Origin of the sequence: Zoogloea dura (genome assembly GCF_012927165.1) — a bacterium.
Classification (GTDB): Bacteria; Pseudomonadota; Gammaproteobacteria; order Burkholderiales; family Rhodocyclaceae; genus Zoogloea; species Zoogloea dura.
Map to the genome: position 1 here is coordinate 40,115 of NZ_JABBGA010000001.1, position 14,545 is coordinate 54,659.

20 protein-coding genes are annotated in these 14,545 nt (G+C 65.2%); 12 read left to right on the forward strand and 8 right to left on the reverse strand.

Annotated features, from left to right (window positions below):
* Nucleotides 1-9 precede the first annotated feature (9 nt).
* The 4 genes from HHL15_RS00120 to HHL15_RS00135 all read right to left on the reverse strand — a co-directional run bounded on the left by HHL15_RS00120 (nucleotide 10) and on the right by HHL15_RS00135 (nucleotide 2,815).
* Nucleotides 10-834 carry a transglutaminase-like domain-containing protein gene (locus HHL15_RS00120; RefSeq protein WP_169143796.1) on the reverse strand — a complete coding sequence of 275 codons (825 nt, stop codon included), beginning with the start codon at nucleotides 832-834 and terminating at the stop codon, nucleotides 10-12.
* Nucleotides 831-1,631 (reverse strand): N-formylglutamate amidohydrolase, encoded by an 801-nt coding sequence (locus HHL15_RS00125; protein WP_328824967.1) that lies wholly within the window; start codon nucleotides 1,629-1,631, stop codon nucleotides 831-833. The genes HHL15_RS00120 and HHL15_RS00125 overlap by 4 nt, the downstream gene beginning before the upstream one ends.
* A complete protein-coding gene (locus HHL15_RS00130) occupies nucleotides 1,628-2,347 on the reverse strand; it encodes a Crp/Fnr family transcriptional regulator (RefSeq protein WP_169143797.1) in 720 nt (239 codons plus the stop codon). Before HHL15_RS00130 ends, HHL15_RS00125 begins: the two co-directional genes overlap by 4 nt.
* A 147-nt stretch (nucleotides 2,348-2,494) precedes the next feature.
* On the reverse strand, nucleotides 2,495-2,815 hold the full coding sequence (locus tag HHL15_RS00135) for a DUF1840 domain-containing protein (protein WP_169143798.1): 321 nt from the start codon (nucleotides 2,813-2,815) through the stop codon (nucleotides 2,495-2,497).
* A gap of 200 nt (nucleotides 2,816-3,015) precedes the next feature.
* Here HHL15_RS00135 and HHL15_RS00140 point away from each other — a divergent pair, with 200 nt between their 5' ends.
* From HHL15_RS00140 to HHL15_RS00150, 3 genes are all read left to right on the forward strand, one after another.
* A complete protein-coding gene (locus HHL15_RS00140) occupies nucleotides 3,016-3,363 on the forward strand; it encodes a DUF883 family protein (protein WP_169143799.1) in 348 nt (115 codons plus the stop codon).
* Nucleotides 3,364-3,419: 56 nt separating this feature from the next.
* The gene (locus HHL15_RS00145; protein WP_169143800.1) at nucleotides 3,420-3,644 is read left to right on the forward strand and encodes a CsbD family protein; all 225 of its coding nucleotides are present in this window, start codon (nucleotides 3,420-3,422) and stop codon (nucleotides 3,642-3,644) included.
* A gap of 92 nt (nucleotides 3,645-3,736) precedes the next feature.
* On the forward strand, nucleotides 3,737-3,931 hold the full coding sequence (locus tag HHL15_RS00150) for a hypothetical protein (protein WP_169143801.1): 195 nt from the start codon (nucleotides 3,737-3,739) through the stop codon (nucleotides 3,929-3,931).
* 278 nt (nucleotides 3,932-4,209) lie between these two features.
* On the opposite strand, the gene HHL15_RS00155 is transcribed toward HHL15_RS00150, so the two are convergent.
* Together HHL15_RS00155 and HHL15_RS00160 are read right to left on the reverse strand one after the other, a co-directional pair.
* The gene (locus HHL15_RS00155) at nucleotides 4,210-5,058 is read right to left on the reverse strand and encodes an OmpA family protein (protein WP_169143802.1); all 849 of its coding nucleotides are present in this window, start codon (nucleotides 5,056-5,058) and stop codon (nucleotides 4,210-4,212) included.
* Nucleotides 5,059-5,088: 30 nt separating this feature from the next.
* Nucleotides 5,089-5,493 (reverse strand): DUF4398 domain-containing protein, encoded by a 405-nt coding sequence (locus tag HHL15_RS00160; protein WP_169143803.1) that lies wholly within the window; start codon nucleotides 5,491-5,493, stop codon nucleotides 5,089-5,091.
* Nucleotides 5,494-5,732: 239 nt separating this feature from the next.
* Between HHL15_RS00160 and HHL15_RS00165 the strand changes: the two genes are divergently transcribed.
* The 4 genes from HHL15_RS00165 to HHL15_RS00180 all read left to right on the forward strand — a co-directional run bounded on the left by HHL15_RS00165 (nucleotide 5,733) and on the right by HHL15_RS00180 (nucleotide 8,447).
* Complete coding sequence (locus tag HHL15_RS00165; RefSeq protein ID WP_235943155.1) at nucleotides 5,733-6,416, forward strand: Crp/Fnr family transcriptional regulator; 684 nt, start codon at nucleotides 5,733-5,735, stop codon at nucleotides 6,414-6,416.
* Between the two features lie 40 nt (nucleotides 6,417-6,456).
* Nucleotides 6,457-7,404, forward strand: coding sequence for a DnaJ C-terminal domain-containing protein (locus HHL15_RS00170; RefSeq protein WP_169143805.1), 948 nt, complete (start codon nucleotides 6,457-6,459; stop codon nucleotides 7,402-7,404).
* A gap of 2 nt (nucleotides 7,405-7,406) precedes the next feature.
* The gene (locus HHL15_RS00175) at nucleotides 7,407-7,727 is read left to right on the forward strand and encodes a chaperone modulator CbpM (RefSeq protein ID WP_169143806.1); all 321 of its coding nucleotides are present in this window, start codon (nucleotides 7,407-7,409) and stop codon (nucleotides 7,725-7,727) included.
* A 156-nt stretch (nucleotides 7,728-7,883) separates the two neighbouring features.
* Nucleotides 7,884-8,447: a lipid-binding SYLF domain-containing protein gene (locus tag HHL15_RS00180; protein WP_169143807.1), complete on the forward strand. Its 564-nt coding sequence runs from the start codon at nucleotides 7,884-7,886 to the stop codon at nucleotides 8,445-8,447.
* Between the two features lie 98 nt (nucleotides 8,448-8,545).
* Here HHL15_RS00180 and HHL15_RS00185 read toward each other — a convergent pair whose 3' ends face one another.
* A complete protein-coding gene (locus HHL15_RS00185; protein ID WP_169143808.1) occupies nucleotides 8,546-8,710 on the reverse strand; it encodes a DUF1328 domain-containing protein in 165 nt (54 codons plus the stop codon).
* A gap of 44 nt (nucleotides 8,711-8,754) precedes the next feature.
* Nucleotides 8,755-8,913, reverse strand: coding sequence for a DUF3309 family protein (locus HHL15_RS00190; protein WP_169143809.1), 159 nt, complete (start codon nucleotides 8,911-8,913; stop codon nucleotides 8,755-8,757).
* Nucleotides 8,914-9,096: 183 nt separating this feature from the next.
* On the opposite strand from HHL15_RS00190, the gene HHL15_RS00195 reads away from it, so the two are divergent.
* The 5 genes from HHL15_RS00195 to pilW all read left to right on the forward strand — a co-directional run bounded on the left by HHL15_RS00195 (nucleotide 9,097) and on the right by pilW (nucleotide 14,535).
* Entirely contained in the window at nucleotides 9,097-11,556 is a 2,460-nt protein-coding gene (locus HHL15_RS00195; RefSeq protein ID WP_235943156.1) for a heavy metal translocating P-type ATPase, read from the forward strand.
* Between the two features lie 8 nt (nucleotides 11,557-11,564).
* Nucleotides 11,565-11,747: a cbb3-type cytochrome oxidase assembly protein CcoS gene (gene ccoS, locus HHL15_RS00200; protein WP_169143811.1), complete on the forward strand. Its 183-nt coding sequence runs from the start codon at nucleotides 11,565-11,567 to the stop codon at nucleotides 11,745-11,747.
* 414 nt (nucleotides 11,748-12,161) lie between these two features.
* A complete protein-coding gene (ndk, locus tag HHL15_RS00205) occupies nucleotides 12,162-12,587 on the forward strand; it encodes a nucleoside-diphosphate kinase (protein ID WP_169143812.1) in 426 nt (141 codons plus the stop codon).
* Between the two features lie 48 nt (nucleotides 12,588-12,635).
* Nucleotides 12,636-13,733, forward strand: coding sequence for a 23S rRNA (adenine(2503)-C(2))-methyltransferase RlmN (rlmN, locus tag HHL15_RS00210; RefSeq protein ID WP_169143813.1), 1,098 nt, complete (start codon nucleotides 12,636-12,638; stop codon nucleotides 13,731-13,733).
* A gap of 4 nt (nucleotides 13,734-13,737) precedes the next feature.
* Nucleotides 13,738-14,535, forward strand: a complete 798-nt coding sequence (pilW, locus tag HHL15_RS00215; protein ID WP_169143814.1) for a type IV pilus biogenesis/stability protein PilW — start codon at nucleotides 13,738-13,740, stop codon at nucleotides 14,533-14,535.
* Nucleotides 14,536-14,545 lie beyond the last annotated feature (10 nt).

Genomic DNA, 14,545 nt, shown 5'->3' on the forward strand with positions numbered 1-14,545 from the left:
ACGTGCCGTTTACGGGGGGGAGAAGTCATCGGTCACTTCCTCGGTGCGCACGGTGAATTGCTTCAGGGTGTTGGGGCCGAAGGTGTTGCTGATCGCCACGTCAGCGGCATCGCGGCCGCGGGCGATGAGCACCCGGCCGATGCGTGGCACGTTGTTGCGGGCGTCGAAGGTGTACCAGTGACCGTCCAGCCAGGCTTCGAACCAGCCGGCAAAGTCCATCGGGCCGTAGGGCGGCGGCGCCCCCATGTCGCCCAGGTAGCCGGTGCAGTAGCGGGCCGGGATGTTCATGCAGCGGCAGAAGGTGATGGCCAGGTGGGCGAAGTCGCGACAGACCCCGACGCCTTCCTGATAGGCCTCCAGGGCGGTCTTGGTGTGGCGGGCGTGTTCATAGCCGAAGCGGATATGCCCATTTACATAGTCACAGATGGCCTGCACGCGTGACCAGCCGGGCTGTGTCTGGCCGAACAGCCTCCAGGCTTCTTCGGATAGCCGGTCTGTTTCGCAGTAGCGGCTGCCCAGGAGAAACAGCAGTGTGTCGTCGGGCAGGTCCATGACCTGGCTCTGGCGGGCCCACGGGACGACGATGTTGGGCAAGCCACTGTCACGCACCACGGCGGTGTTGCTCAGGCGCACCAGCCCCTTGGGGGCCAGGACACGGATGCACCAGTTTCCAAAGCTGTCCCGGTAGCCCGTGTGGGACAGCGGGGGGTCGGTGACCAGGTGGTCGGGGGTGATCATGTCGTCGATGCGCGAGTGATGCACGCTCAGCGTCAGGATCATGGGTGTGGGCTGCGGGAATTCGTAGATCAGGTCGAAACCGATGCGGATGTTCATGGTGGGCTCCCTCGGGGGATGGTGGGGTGATGGGGGGCGGCACGTGCGGCGGGGAGGCCGGTCTGAGCTTGGCTCAGGGCGTGGCGCAGGGTGGTGACGAGGATCTGGCGAAGGGCCGGCCAGTGAGGTCCGGCCTCGAGTACGTGACGCTGGTTCACCTCCAGCTCGACGCCGGCATAGGTGTCTGCTGGCAGACGCTGGCGCAGCCAGCGGGTCAGGCCGTCGCCCTTGCCCGCATAGGGGTAGTTGCGGCGGACGGTCAGGTGGGGGGCGGCGCCGGCCAGGGCGGCCTGCCAGTGCCGGCACAGTTCGGATTCGCCCGGGCGCCGCGGGTCGTAGAGCAGGCCGATGTCGGCCCGGCGGGTCTTGCCGTCCAGCTCCGGGGTGAAGCTGTGGGACGACAGGTGGAGTACCGCGCCGTTCTCGGCGATGGTGCGCCGCACGGCCTGCTCGGCGCGGCTCCGGAAGGGGCGGTAGTAGCGGGCCAGGATGTCCTCCCGCTGCTCGTTCGAGAGCCGGCGGACCTGCGCCGCATGGAGCGCCGGATTGCCGATGGAGCGGTTCAGGTCCACCAGCAGGCGGCTGACGGTGGAGGCCACGAGGGGGGCCGCAAAGGCCAGTGCCAGATCTTCGGCCATCTCGAGTGCGCCCGGATCGAAGCCTCGGTGGGAGGCGAGCAGGGCGCACTGGCCGGCGAAGAGGGCACGGTAGGCATGGGGAATCCGGTTGCCGCCGTGTTCGCAGGTGATGACCAGGGCCGCTTCGGCGGGGCCGCGGGCAGGTGCCCCGGAGGTCACGATGGGGCTACACCGCGCATGCCGCGGCTGTAGGCCAGCCTGTCCGTGGCGTAGCAGGTACACGCTGCGGCCTCCAGGCCCGCCCGGTCGACGATGGCGATGTCGCCGCGCCGATAGTGGATCAATTGGTGTTGCTGCAGGGTGCTGGCCGCGTGGGTGATGCCGACGCGGCGGACGCCGAGGATCTGCGCCAGAAACTCGTGGGTGATGTGGAAGCCATTCGAATGGGTGCGGTCCTGGGTCATCAGCAGCCAGCGGGCGAGGCGTGGCTCTAGCAGGTGGAAGCGGGTGCAGCCTGCGGTCTGGGCCAGCTGGCCCATGAGCACATGGATGTACTGCCGGAGGATTCGTGACAGCGCCGGGCTGTCCTCGAGCACCCGGCAAAAGGCGGGCGCGGAGATGCGCAGGGCGCCGCCGGGGGCCTGGACCAGGGCACGCAGGGACGACTCGGTTGCATCGAGGGCCAGGGGGATGCCCAGGGCACCCTCGTCACCGATCAGCCCCACTTCGAGGCTGGCGTGCGCATCGATCCGGCGGATCTGCGCGATGGCACTGCCGGTGGGAAACCAGACATGGCGAATGGGTTCTCCCGGTTCTGCCAGGACCTCGGCAAATTGCAGATCCACCGTGTCGCAGTGCGCCAGCAGGCGCGCGTTCTCCTGCGGAGGAAGGGCGGCGAGCAGGCGGTTGGCGGATGGTGCGAGGGTGGCCGACACAGAGGTTCTCCCGAACTCCAAGTAGCGGGGGCGCCACGGTTTGGTGCTCCCGGAATGGACTCTGCTCAGCGTGGTGCAGCACCGGGGCTCTGTCGGTACGTCTGCGTACAAAAGCAGGTCAGCCTTTGCGTCGCTTGGTGTCCCAGCCTAAACACCCCAGGTTACGGGCACGCGTTCCGCCAGAGAGCGTTCCAGTAACTCCAGCATGGGAGTGGCCCGCTGGTGGAAGCTGACGCCTTCTCCTTCAGCCAAGGTCGATTGGGGAACCTCATCGAGGGGGGCCATATAGGTTGCGAGGTCATCGGCGATGGCCTGGCGCAGCTGCGCGATGGCGCCCGGGAGTTGTTCCACGGTGACGATGCCCTTTCCGTCGTCGCGGTCCTTGCCGAGGACCTCGAGGATTTGCCGGGCGTTCTTCTCGAAGGTGATGACGTCGCCGCTGGCGGCGGATTTGAAGATGATCAGCATGGCGGGAGGCTCTCTTGGACGATGCGCCCATTATGTGAGCCCCTGTGCGGAGAGTCTGTACGGTATCGAACGTACTGGCCGCAGAAGGCGAACTTGGTCGATTGCGTGCGCTGGCGTACCGACGTGATGCGCGGAGACGATGAGGATGGGCGATGGAAGCTTTTCCGGCCTGTTCGCAGGCTCCACTTGAAGCAGGAGGCATGATGAGTACTGAATCAAGCACTATCTCAAGCACTATCCCGGCCAGCGGCGAGAGTCGTAAGGATGTATTCGTGAAGGATCTGAAGGGTGTTGTCGGGAGCGCCGATGATCTGATCACTGACATGGCGCAAACCACGGCGGAGGGCTATGCCGCGGCGCGCTCGACGGTACAGGGGGCGATGGGCGAGGCCCGTTCGCGCTATGACGATGTTCGCCGGCGCGCCCTCCATCAGGCGCACTGTGCGACCGAGGCGACCCAGACCTACATGCGGGAAAAACCCTGGCATGTGCTGGCTGGAGCGGCGGTGCTGGGCTTTCTCGCTGGTGTTTTCATCAACCGCCGCTGATCCGCAGGTCCGGTCGGCATTCCCGCCGCCCGGCTCACCAACGCAAGGAGTGCAAAATGAACTGGGATATCGTGGAAGGTAACTGGAAGCAATTCAAGGGCAAGGTCAAGGCCCAGTGGGGCAAGCTCACCGATGATCATCTGGATGTGATCTCCGGCAAGCGCGAACACTTGGCCGGTTCGATCCAGGAGGCCTACGGGGTCAGCAAGGACGAGGCTGAAGCGCAGATCAAGAAGTTTGAGGCGCTCAACACCGATTCACCGCCGAAGAAGCTTTCGTGACCCGGCTGTTCCGCCGCGTGCCGCACCCCAGGTGCCGGCATGTGGCGGAGCGGGCCGCATCGCGCTCGGGCGTTTATGGAAGGATTGAAATCATGAGTGTCTTCATGCGCTTTACCCCGTCGTTGCCGGCCCTCGACGACCGTTCCGAAATCTCGCCATTTGCAGAGCAGATGGCGAAGTGTCTTGATGCAGCGGCACCCCGCCGACCGAAAAAGGCCGGACTCAAGGTGTGGGAAGGCGAGGGGGGAAGCCTGGCAGTGCCAGTTCTGCTTTCTGCGCAGTCATGATGCGGGACCTTTTCGCAGGGGGCTATCACGATCGGGCTTGTCCTTGCTGTGACGGCCCAGCCTACCGGGTTCCACGGCGTTTCATCGATGTGCTGCTGGGAGTCTTCAGTCATACCCACCGCTATCGCTGTGCGACGATGGGGTGTAACTGGGAGGGGAATCTGCGGGTGTATCGCAGGGGGGCCACCCTGCACCACTGACCGCTGCGGCAGGCTCTGTCGCCCCGGCGACGCTGGGCATCCGGCTCCCTGAGGCCGGATGCCTGCCTGTCTGCAGGCTCAGCGGGTTGAGATCTTGCCGCTTTCGTCGGACAGGATGATCTCCACCCGACGATTCATCTGGCGGCCGCTGCTACTGCCATTGCCTGCAACGGGATAGGCTTCGCCAAAGCCCAGCGTCGATAGACGTTCGCTGGCAATGCCCTTTTCCACGAGCGCGTTCAAGACAGCTCCAGCCCGTCGTACCGACAGTTGGAGGTTGTGCTCGTCACTGCCAACGCTGTCGGTGAAGCCTTCGATCAGCGCCTTTTTTTCCGGGTAGTTCTTCAGGAACTCGGCCAGCTTGTCCAGATTATGCCGGCCGCCGGAAGTGAGATCTGCGCTATTGGTGGCGAACAGCACGTCGCCAATGGTGATGACCATGCCACGGGGTGTTTGCTTGGCATTAAGGGCCTTGAGTTCGCGTTCCAGCTTCTGGTTGCGGGTCAGGGCGTCGCTGGTGGCTGCCCGGGCGCCGTCCAACTGCTGGTGAGCCATGTCGGCTTCAGCTGTGCGGGCAGCCAGGCGAACCTTGTCCCGGGCGCCTTCGGCGTTGTTCACCGCCTGCTCTGCGGCCTTGCGGTTGCCGGTTTCCCGGGCGATGGCGGTTCGTTGCCTGGCCAGGTAGGCCAGGTGATCCACCTCGCTGGACTTGTCACCCCGTTCTGCGGCCTGGTTGGCGAGGCTGAGGGCGTCGCCTGCCTGTTTCATTTCGGCGCCGGCGAGAGTGCGTGCCTCGGTGTTGTCCTGGGCCGCCTGGTAGTCGCTGCGGGCTTGGTCCAACTGGGCGTTCTTCGGGGGCTGCATGGTGCAGCCTGCGAGGGTGGCCAGGGCGATGAGGGTCATCGTGAAGCTACGTTGTGTGCTCATGGTCTTTCCTCTCTTCTTGTGTATGGTCGATCACTTGTTCTTGCGGTCCATCTCGTCGCGCAGCACGCGATTGCCGGCGTTCAATTCGTCGGCTGCCTTGCGGGCCTTGGCGGAAAGGGCCTTGGCTTCGGCCAGTTGGGCATCTACCTGGGCTTCCCGGGCCAGGTCGCGGGCGGTGCCGTAATCTTCGTCGGCCATGGCCTGCTGGGCCTTGGCCAGCTTTTCCCGCGCCATCTGCATTTCGGCCGGGGCCATCTCGCCGCCGCCTGCGCCCCCCGCCCGACTTACTGCCGCGGTGGAGACGGCCAATTGTTCGGTGGGCGCGGGAAGGCCTGCGCAAGCTGCGAGGAAGAGTCCCAGGCTGGCGAGGAGTACCGGCAGGTGGCGCCGCCGGAGCGGTCGGGGAGGGGCGGTAGGGTGGGATGCGGCTTTCATGATCGGATTTCCTTTTTCACGGCAGTCATCGACCGGCCCGGCGGTTGCCTGCCTTATCGAGACTTGCAGACGAAGGATGGAGCGGGCCGGCGGGGTAGTCGGTGCGGTGGCGTACGGGCGGGGGCTGCTGTGTGCGGGAGCGTACAGACTCAAACTGCCGGTCTGGTCAGACTTGCGCTTGTTCGTTCCACCGGGATTCTTCAATGTCCAATGCGCCTTCTCCCCTGCAGAACAGGTTGTTGGCGGTTCTCCCCGAGATCGAGTTCGAGCGCCTCAAACCCCAGCTGGAGGCGGTCGACATGCCTCTCGGGCATGTGCTCTATGAATCGGGGCGGACCCTCAGTCACGTGTATTTTCCGACCACCTCCATCGTCTCCTTGTTGTACGTCATGGAGAACGGCGCTTCGGCCGAGATCGCCGTGGTCGGCAACGAGGGGGTCGTCGGAATTGCCCTGTTCATGGGCGGCGAATCCACGCCCAGCCGGGCGGTGGTGCAGAGCGCCGGGCAGGGCTTCCGCCTGCGCGGGCAGGCGATCAAGGAGGTCTTCAGTCGCTCGGGGCCGGTGATGCACCTGATGCTGCGCTATACCCAGGCGCTGATCACCCAGATGGCCCAGACCGCGGTGTGCAATCGCCACCATTCCCTCGATCAGCAACTGTGCCGCTGGTTGCTGCTCAGCCTGGACCGGTTGCAGGGGAATGAGCTGGTGATGACCCAGGAGTTGATTGCCAACATGCTCGGAGTGCGCCGTGAGGGCGTCACCGAAGGGGCCCTCAAGCTCCAGGCTGCCGGCCTGATCCGCTATGCCCGGGGCCATATCACGGTGCTCGACCGGGTGGGGCTGGAGGCGCGTACCTGCGAGTGCTATGCCGTGGTCCGCAAGGAGTACGGGCGTCTGCTGCCCGACCGGATCGCGACCTGAGCTTCCCGGGTTGTGAACCCGACCATTCTGCAGACCCGCCATGGAATTCAAGGACTATTACACGCTCATGGGGCTTGCGCGGGATGCCAGCCAGGGGGAGATCAAGCGCGCGTATCGGCAGCTGGCACGCAAATATCATCCCGATGTGAGCAAGGACCCGGACGCCGAGAGCCGCTTCAAGGAATTGGGAGAGGCCTACGCTGTGCTCAAGGACCTGGAGAAGCGCGCGGCCTATGACGCGCTGGGCAGTGGCTGGAAGGCCGGCCAGGACTTTCGGCCACCTCCTGGCGGGAACGGGAGCTTCGAGTTCTCGGGAGGCGGGGAGGGTGACGATGGCAACGCCGATTTCAGTGACTTCTTCGCCTCGCTCTACGGCCGTCGTAGCGGACACTCGCAGACGGCGGGGGGCGCATATCACGCCCGCGGCCAGGATCACCATGCCCAGGTGTCGATCGATCTGGAGGACGCCTACAGAGGGGCGACCCGGGCTATTTCCCTGCAGACGCCCGAGGTGGATGAGCACGGTCGCGTGCATCTTCGCCGGCATACGCTGAAGGTCGTGATTCCGCGGGGGGTCCGCGCCGGGCAGCATATCCGCCTGGCTGGCCAGGGCATGCCGGGAATGGGGAAGGGGCCGCCCGGCGACCTTTACCTGGAGGTGGCCTTCCATCTTCATCCGCACTATCGCGTCGAGCAGCGCGACGTCTACTTCGATCTGCCCATCGCGCCCTGGGAGGCTGCGCTGGGAGCGACCCTGGCCATTCCGACGCCTGATGGCCAGGTCGACCTGAAGATTCCGGCGGGCGCCGTGGCAGGACGCAAGCTGCGTCTCAAGGGGCGCGGCATTCCCGGTGCCACGCCGGGCGACTTCTACGTCGTCCTGCAGATCGCCCTGCCGCCGGCCGACAGCGAGTCGGCCCGCGATTTCTATGCCGGGATGGCCGCTCAGTTCCCGTCCTTCGATCCACGACCTTCCGCCGGACATTGAACATGGACAAGACCAGACTGCTGCCGCAGCTCAGCGTGACCATTCTCGAGGAGCAGACCGGGCTGACCCTGCTCGAGGTATGCCAGGCCTGTGCCGTGCGTGCCGAGGCCATCGTCGAACTGGTGGACGAGGGGGTCGTCGCCCCTCTCGGGCGGGAACCCCATTGCTGGCGCTTCACCGGGTTGCACGTGCGCCGGGCGACGGTAGCCCTGCGCCTGCAGCGCGATCTCGGCCTCAATCTGGCGGGGGCGGCGCTGGCCCTGGAACTGCTCGATGAAGTGGAGGTACTGCGCCAAAGGCTGCACGCCCTTGGCGACAGCTAGGGCTGCTCTGTTCGCCAGCGTACCGACCTCTGTATCGAAGTGGCGCAGCATGAAAGTCCGCAGTACCCGATCGTCCCGAACCCGGGTTGGGCGGCCGCCCGCGATCCGCATGGTGGTGCTTCTCCCGGTTTCGCTGCCCACGTAAAGGAAACGAAAATGACCAACGCCAGACGCAATTTCAGCAAGATGATGCTCGTGACCGCCGCTTCGTTGTCTCTTGCCGGGCTGGGGGCTCCCGCCTTTGCGGCCACCGCCGATGACCTGGACAAGGACGCGGTCCAGGCCCTGCAGATGCTCTACAAGACCAACCCGAGCGCCGAGTCGCTCGGGAAGAAGGCGCGAGCCGTGCTGGTCTTCCCGAAGATCATCAAGGCCGGCCTGGTGTTCGGCGGCAGTTATGGCGAGGGGGTCCTGAACAAGGGCGCGACCAAGGTCGGCTACTACAACTCGGTGTCTGCCTCGTGGGGCTGGCAGGCGGGTGCGGAATCCTACGGTTACGTGGTGTTCCTGATGAGCGACAAGGCCGTGAAATACCTGGACAAGTCGAAGGGCTGGGAAATCGGGGTCGGGCCGTCGGTGGTGGTGGTGAACGAAGGCGTTGCCAAGAATCTCTCGTCCTCGACCCTGAAGGATGATGCCTACGCCTTCATCTTCGACCAGCAGGGCCTGATGGCCAGCCTCAGCATCGAAGGCACAAAGATCTCGCGCATCAAGCGCTGATCAGCGACTGGGTTTCGCCACCGCCTGGCGACGCAGCGGACCACCCTGAACAAGGGTGGCCCGCTGTTTTTTCATGGTGGTTGCGGCGGGTCGGACGGTCAGTTCCGGCGGAACAGCCCGATGACGAAGGATGCGGCGAACAGCACCAGGAAAATGAAGAAGAGTATCCGGGCGATCTCGACCGCCCCGGCGACGATCCCGGTGAAGCCGAACAGGGCTGCGACCAGCGCGATGACGAGAAATATTCCTGCATACTGAAGCATGTCATTTCCTTTCTTTTCGACGTGTGAATAGGGGATGCGGCCGGCTAGATGCGACCGAGCAGCACGAGTACGAGCAGGATGACCAGCAGGAGGCCGATGCCCCCGGTAGGGCCGTAGCCCCAGCTGCGGCTGTGAGGCCAGCTCGGAAAGGCGCCGATCAACAGCAGCACCAGCACGATCAACAAAATGGTTCCGATAGACATTTGATTCCTCCTCAACGGGACACATGGCCTGCCTGATGCTACGCACCCATGGACAGGTGTCTGTGCGCCGCCGAACATGGAGCCAGCCGATGCCGCTCCGTTTTGCCGGAAACCGGCTTTGTGATAAAACGGCGTGTTTCCCGTGGCCAGTCCCGGCCACGTGCGTTGTGTGCGAGGCCCTCGTTGTCCGACTCCCCCGTTTCGCCCGAGCATGACTGCTATCACTGCGGCCTGCCCATTCCCGCCGATGTGGATCTTCCGGTGGAGATCTCCGGAACCCGTCACCAGATGTGCTGTACCGGCTGCCAGGCGGTGGCCAGGTCCATTGTCGATAGCGGGCTGATCGACTATTACAAGCGTCGTGACGCGATGCCCGAGCAGGCCCGCGAGGCCCTGCCCGACGAGTTGAAGGATCTGGGCCTGTTCGACCACCCGGATTTCCAGAAGGGCTTCGTCAAGCCCATCGGCGAGCACGAGCGCGAGGCGGCACTGATCCTTGAAGGGATCACCTGTGCGGCCTGCATCTGGCTCAACGAGCAGCATGTGGCGCACCAGCCCGGCGTGACGGCGGTGGACATCAACTACGCGACGCGCCGTGCCCGGGTGCGCTGGGATGAACGCAGGATCAAGCTGTCGGACATCCTCGCGGCGATCCAGGCCATCGGCTACCGCGCCTATCCCTACGATGCGGCGCGCTCCGAACAGATCTCCCAGCGTGAGCGCCGCACCGCCCTGTGGCGTTTGTTCGTGGCCGGCTTCGGCATGATGCAGGTGATGATGTACGCCTTCCCGGTGTACATCGCCGAGAGTGGCGACATGACCGCCGACATCGAGCTGCTCATGCGCTGGGCCAGCCTGATCCTCACCACGCCGGTGGTGCTTTACTCCGCAGCGCCTTTCTTCAGCCACGCCCTGCGTGACGTGCGCCTGCGCCGCCTCGGCATGGATGTGCCGGTGGCCCTCGGGGTGGGGGCGGCCTTCATCGCCAGCTGTTGGGCGACCCTGACGGGGCGGGGCGAGGTGTACTTCGACTCGGTGACGATGTTCGTGTTCTTTTTGCTGTGCGGGCGCTACGTGGAGATGCTGGCGCGCCAGAAGGCGGTGCGCGGCGTGGAGGAACTGGGCAAGGCCCTGCCGGCCTTCGCCGAGCGCCTGGCCGGCTACCCTGCGCCGGAAGGCGACAAGGTGCCGGTGTCCCAGCTGCTGGCGGGAGACGTGATCCGCATCAAGCCGGGCGAGGCCGTGCCGGCCGACGGTGTGGTGATCGAGGGGTCGAGCCAGGCCAATGAGGCCTTGCTGACTGGCGAGAGCCGCCCGGTGCCCAAGGGGCCGGGGGCGGAGGTCACCGGTGGCAGTGTGAACATCGGCAGCCCGCTGTTGGTGCGGGTCAGCCGCACCGGCGAGCACACCCGCCTGGCGGCGATCCGTCAGCTGATGGAGCGCGCCTCGGCGGAGAAGCCGCGGGTGGTCCAGCAGGCCGACCGGGTGGCGGCTTATTTCATCGTTGCACTGCTGGTCCTCGCCGTGGTCACCGCCGCCTGGTGGTGGTGGACCGATCCGGATAGGGCGCTGTGGGTCTTTGTCTCCGTGCTGGTGGTGAGCTGCCCTTGCGCATTGTCGCTGGCGACGCCGGTGGCGCTGACGGTGGCCACCGACACCCTGGCCCGGATGGGGGTGCTGGTGACCCGCGGCCATGCCATCGAGGCGCTGGCCCGCGCCGAGCATTTTGTCTTCGACAAGACCGGTACCCTGACTTATGGCGAGATGCGGGTCGAAGGCGTGCGCCTTTTTGGCGAGATCTCCGAAGAGCGGGTGCGGGCGCTGGCCGCGGGCCTCGAGCAGGGCAGCGAGCATGCCATCGCAACGGCCCTGCGCCTGCAGGCGGCGGCCGGTGGACTGCCTGCCTTCGGCGCGCTGACGGCGGTGACCGGGCAGGGCATGAGCGGCGTCCTGGACGGGGTGAATTACCGCATCGGGCGGCCCGCCTTCGTGGCCGGCCTGGCGGGTGACGAGCTGCCGCGCGGCCTGGTGGAGGACGAACAGTCGGGGCGCAGTGTCGTCGCCCTCGGTTCGTCCGCCGGCTGGCTGGCCGCCTTCGTGCTGTCGGACGGCCTGCGCGAGGATTGCCCCGCCACCTTCGAGGCGCTGCGCGCACGCGGCATCAAGCTGTCGATCTTCAGTGGCGACACACCGTCCACCGTCGAGGCGCTGGGCCGTCGCCTGGAGATTTCGCAGGCTGTCGGCGGCATGACGCCCGAGGGCAAGCACGAAGCCCTGAGGGCCCTGCAGGCCGGGGGCGGTGTGATTGCGATGGTGGGCGATGGTGTCAACGATGCGCCGGTGCTGGCCCAGGCCCAGGTGTCCGTGGCCATGGGCGGTGGTACCGATCTGGCCCGCAATCAGGCCGACATCGTCCTGCTGGGCTCCCGCCTGGGCGCGCTGGCCGACGGATTCGATGTGTCACGCCGGACGCTCACCATCATCCGGCAAAACCTGTGGTGGTCCTTTGCCTATAATTTCACGGCCGTCCCCCTGGCCATGTTCGGCTTGGTGACGCCCTGGATGGCTGGCATCGGCATGTCCGCCAGCTCTCTCTTCGTCGTACTCAATGCCTTGCGCCTGCAGCGCAGGCTCGCCCGTTAAAGGTCGCCATGGAAAGCCTCTATCTCCTGATTCCCATGTCCGTGGTGCTGGTCTTCCTGATCGGGGTGATCTTCTGGTGGTCGGTCCGCAGCGGCCAATTCGACGATCTGGAAGGGCCGGGCTACAAGGTGGTGGCCGACGATGATGCCCCTCCGGCCAGACCCGACGGCGACGAGCCTGCTGATCGTTGAATCCGGATGGAATGCTTGATTTATCCCGTATTTCACCCTGTCACGTGAAGGGTTTTTGACCCAGGTCAAGACGCGCCCCCCCGGAAGTCCCCATAATCGATCCCAAGTTGAAGACGCAAACACGAGCAACAAAACGCGTTTTCAGGGTGCCGCGGCACCCAGGCTGAAGTCTCTCTGTTGGGGTTGGGGGTGCGCGATGCGCACCCTTTTTTTTGTCCACTTTTCCGGCCCGGTGCCTTGCCGGGCACCGTGGCGCGACACCCTCAAGTCCGCCTTTCCAGCCGCCAGCCCCGCCGGCCGGGCACGGCCGCATGGCGGAAGGGCATGGAAAAGCGCCGAAGCAGCCCCGCAAACCTGCTAAAATTCCGAGCTTTCGGTTTTTCGACCATCCCTTGTCTCACTGGAGTTTGTCTCATGGCTATTGAACGCACCCTGTCCATCATCAAGCCCGATGCCGTTGCCAAGAACGTGATCGGCCAGATCTACGCCCGTTTCGAAGCCGCCGGCCTCAAGGTCGTTGCCGCCAAGCTGGCCTATCTGTCCGAGCGTGAAGCCGGCGAGTTCTACGCTGTGCACAAGGAGCGCCCCTTCTTCAAGGATCTGGTGTCCTTCATGACCTCCGGCCCGGTGATGATCCAGGCTCTGGAAGGCGAGAACGCCATTGCCAAGAACCGTGAGCTGATGGGCGCCACCGACCCGAAGAAGGCCGAGAAGGGCACCATCCGTGCCGATTTCGCCGATTCCATCGACGCCAACGCCGTGCACGGCTCCGACGCGCCTGAAACCGCAGCTGTGGAAGTGGCTTTCTTCTTCCCCGGCATGAACGTTTACAGCCGTTGATGATCTTTATCGGCGAGTCCGGGATGTTCTCGTCACCCGCCGATCCTGATGGAAGTAAAAGTGGTCAATCTTCTCGATTTCGATGCCGAAGCCCTCACCGACTGGTTCGTCCAGCAGGGTGAGAAGCCGTTCCGTGCCAAGCAGGTGCTCCGCTGGGTGCACCGTTTCGGTGCGACCGACTTCGAGGAGATGACCGATGTGGCCAAGTCGTTGCGGGCCAAGCTCGCAACGACTGCCTGCATCGCGCCGCCAGTGCCGGTGCGCGACAGCGTGTCGTCCGACGGTACCCGCAAGTGGCTGCTCGATGTGGGCAATGCCAACGCGGTGGAAACGGTGTTCATTCCCGAAACCAATCGCGGCACCCTGTGCATCTCGTCGCAGGCCGGCTGTGCCCTCGATTGCGCCTTCTGCTCCACCGGCAAGCAGGGCTTCAACCGCAACCTGAGTGCCGCCGAAATCATCGGCCAGCTGTGGCTCGCCAACCGCATGCTCGGCGCCAACGGCGACGGCGAGCGGGTGATCAGCAACGTGGTGATGATGGGCATGGGCGAGCCCCTCGCCAACTTCGACAATGTCGTGTCGGCCCTCAAGCTGATGCTCGACGACAACGCCTACGGACTCTCACGGCGCCGCGTCACCGTGTCCACCTCCGGCATCGTGCCGGCCATGGACCGCCTGCGCGATGCCTGCCCGACGGCCCTGGCCGTGTCCTTGCATGCCTCCAACGATGCGCTGCGCGACCGCCTGGTGCCGATCAACCAGAAATACCCCCTGCGCGAGCTGATGGCCGCCTGCCAGCGCTACCTGGTGAAGGCGCCGCGCGATTTCATCACCTTCGAGTATGTGATGCTCGACGGGGTGAATGATTCCGACGCCCACGCCCGCGAACTGGTCTCCCTCGTCCGGGACGTGCCCTGCAAGTTCAACCTGATCCCCTTCAATCCCTTCCCGTCGTCCGGCTTCGACCGTTCGCCCGCGCCGCGCATCAAGCGCTTCGCGGAGATCCTGATCGATGCCGGTATTGTCACCACCACCCGCAAGACGCGTGGCGACGACGTGGATGCGGCCTGCGGTCAGCTGGCCGGCCAGGTGCAGGACAAGACCCGGCGGACTGCGGCGCGGATCATCCCGATCCAGGGTGCCTGACGCGATGCTCAAGTCCTTCCTGCCTGCTTTCGTTGCCTCCCTGGTCCTGGCCGGCTGTGCAAGCGGCCCCAATCTGTCCGGCATCGACACCCGCCTGGAGCGCCCGGTGTCCGAGATGCCGGTGCAGACCGATGCGCGGCGCAAGGCCAAGGTGCATGTCGAGCTGGGGCAGGCCTACTTCCAGGCCGGGCGCTTCGGCGTGGCCCTCGATGAAGCCAGGGCGGCGGCGGGCTACGACTCGGGTTATGCCCCTGCCTATCAGCTGATGGGGCAGGTGCATATGTATCTCGAGGAGAACCCGGTGGCCGAGGCGAGCTTCGAGCACGCGCGACGGCTGGCGCCGGGCGATCCGGAGATCATGAATTCCTACGGCTGGTTCCTGTGCTCGACGGGCAAGGAGCGGGCGGGCCTCGCGCTGCTCACGACAGCGGTGCGCAATCCCTACTATCAGACGCCTGCGCGGGCCCTCACCAATATTGGCCTGTGCCACCTGCGACTCAAGGATGACGCCGCCGCCGAGCCGTATTTCATCCGTGCACTGGAGGCCGACGACACCAATCTGCCGGCCATCTACCACCTGGCCTCGATCACCTACCGGCGCGGTGCCTATGAAGCCGCGCGGCGCTACGTCGCGGCTCTGCACAAGCTCGGTGAACCGACCGCCGAGAGCCTCTGGCTGGGCATCCGGATCGAACGCCGGCTCGGAGACCGCGCTGCGGAGGCCACCCTTGTTCAGCAGTTGCGGCGCCGCTTCCCGGCCTCCCCCGAATTCCAGGCTTTCCAGCAAGGGCAGTATCAGTGACAGATCTTCA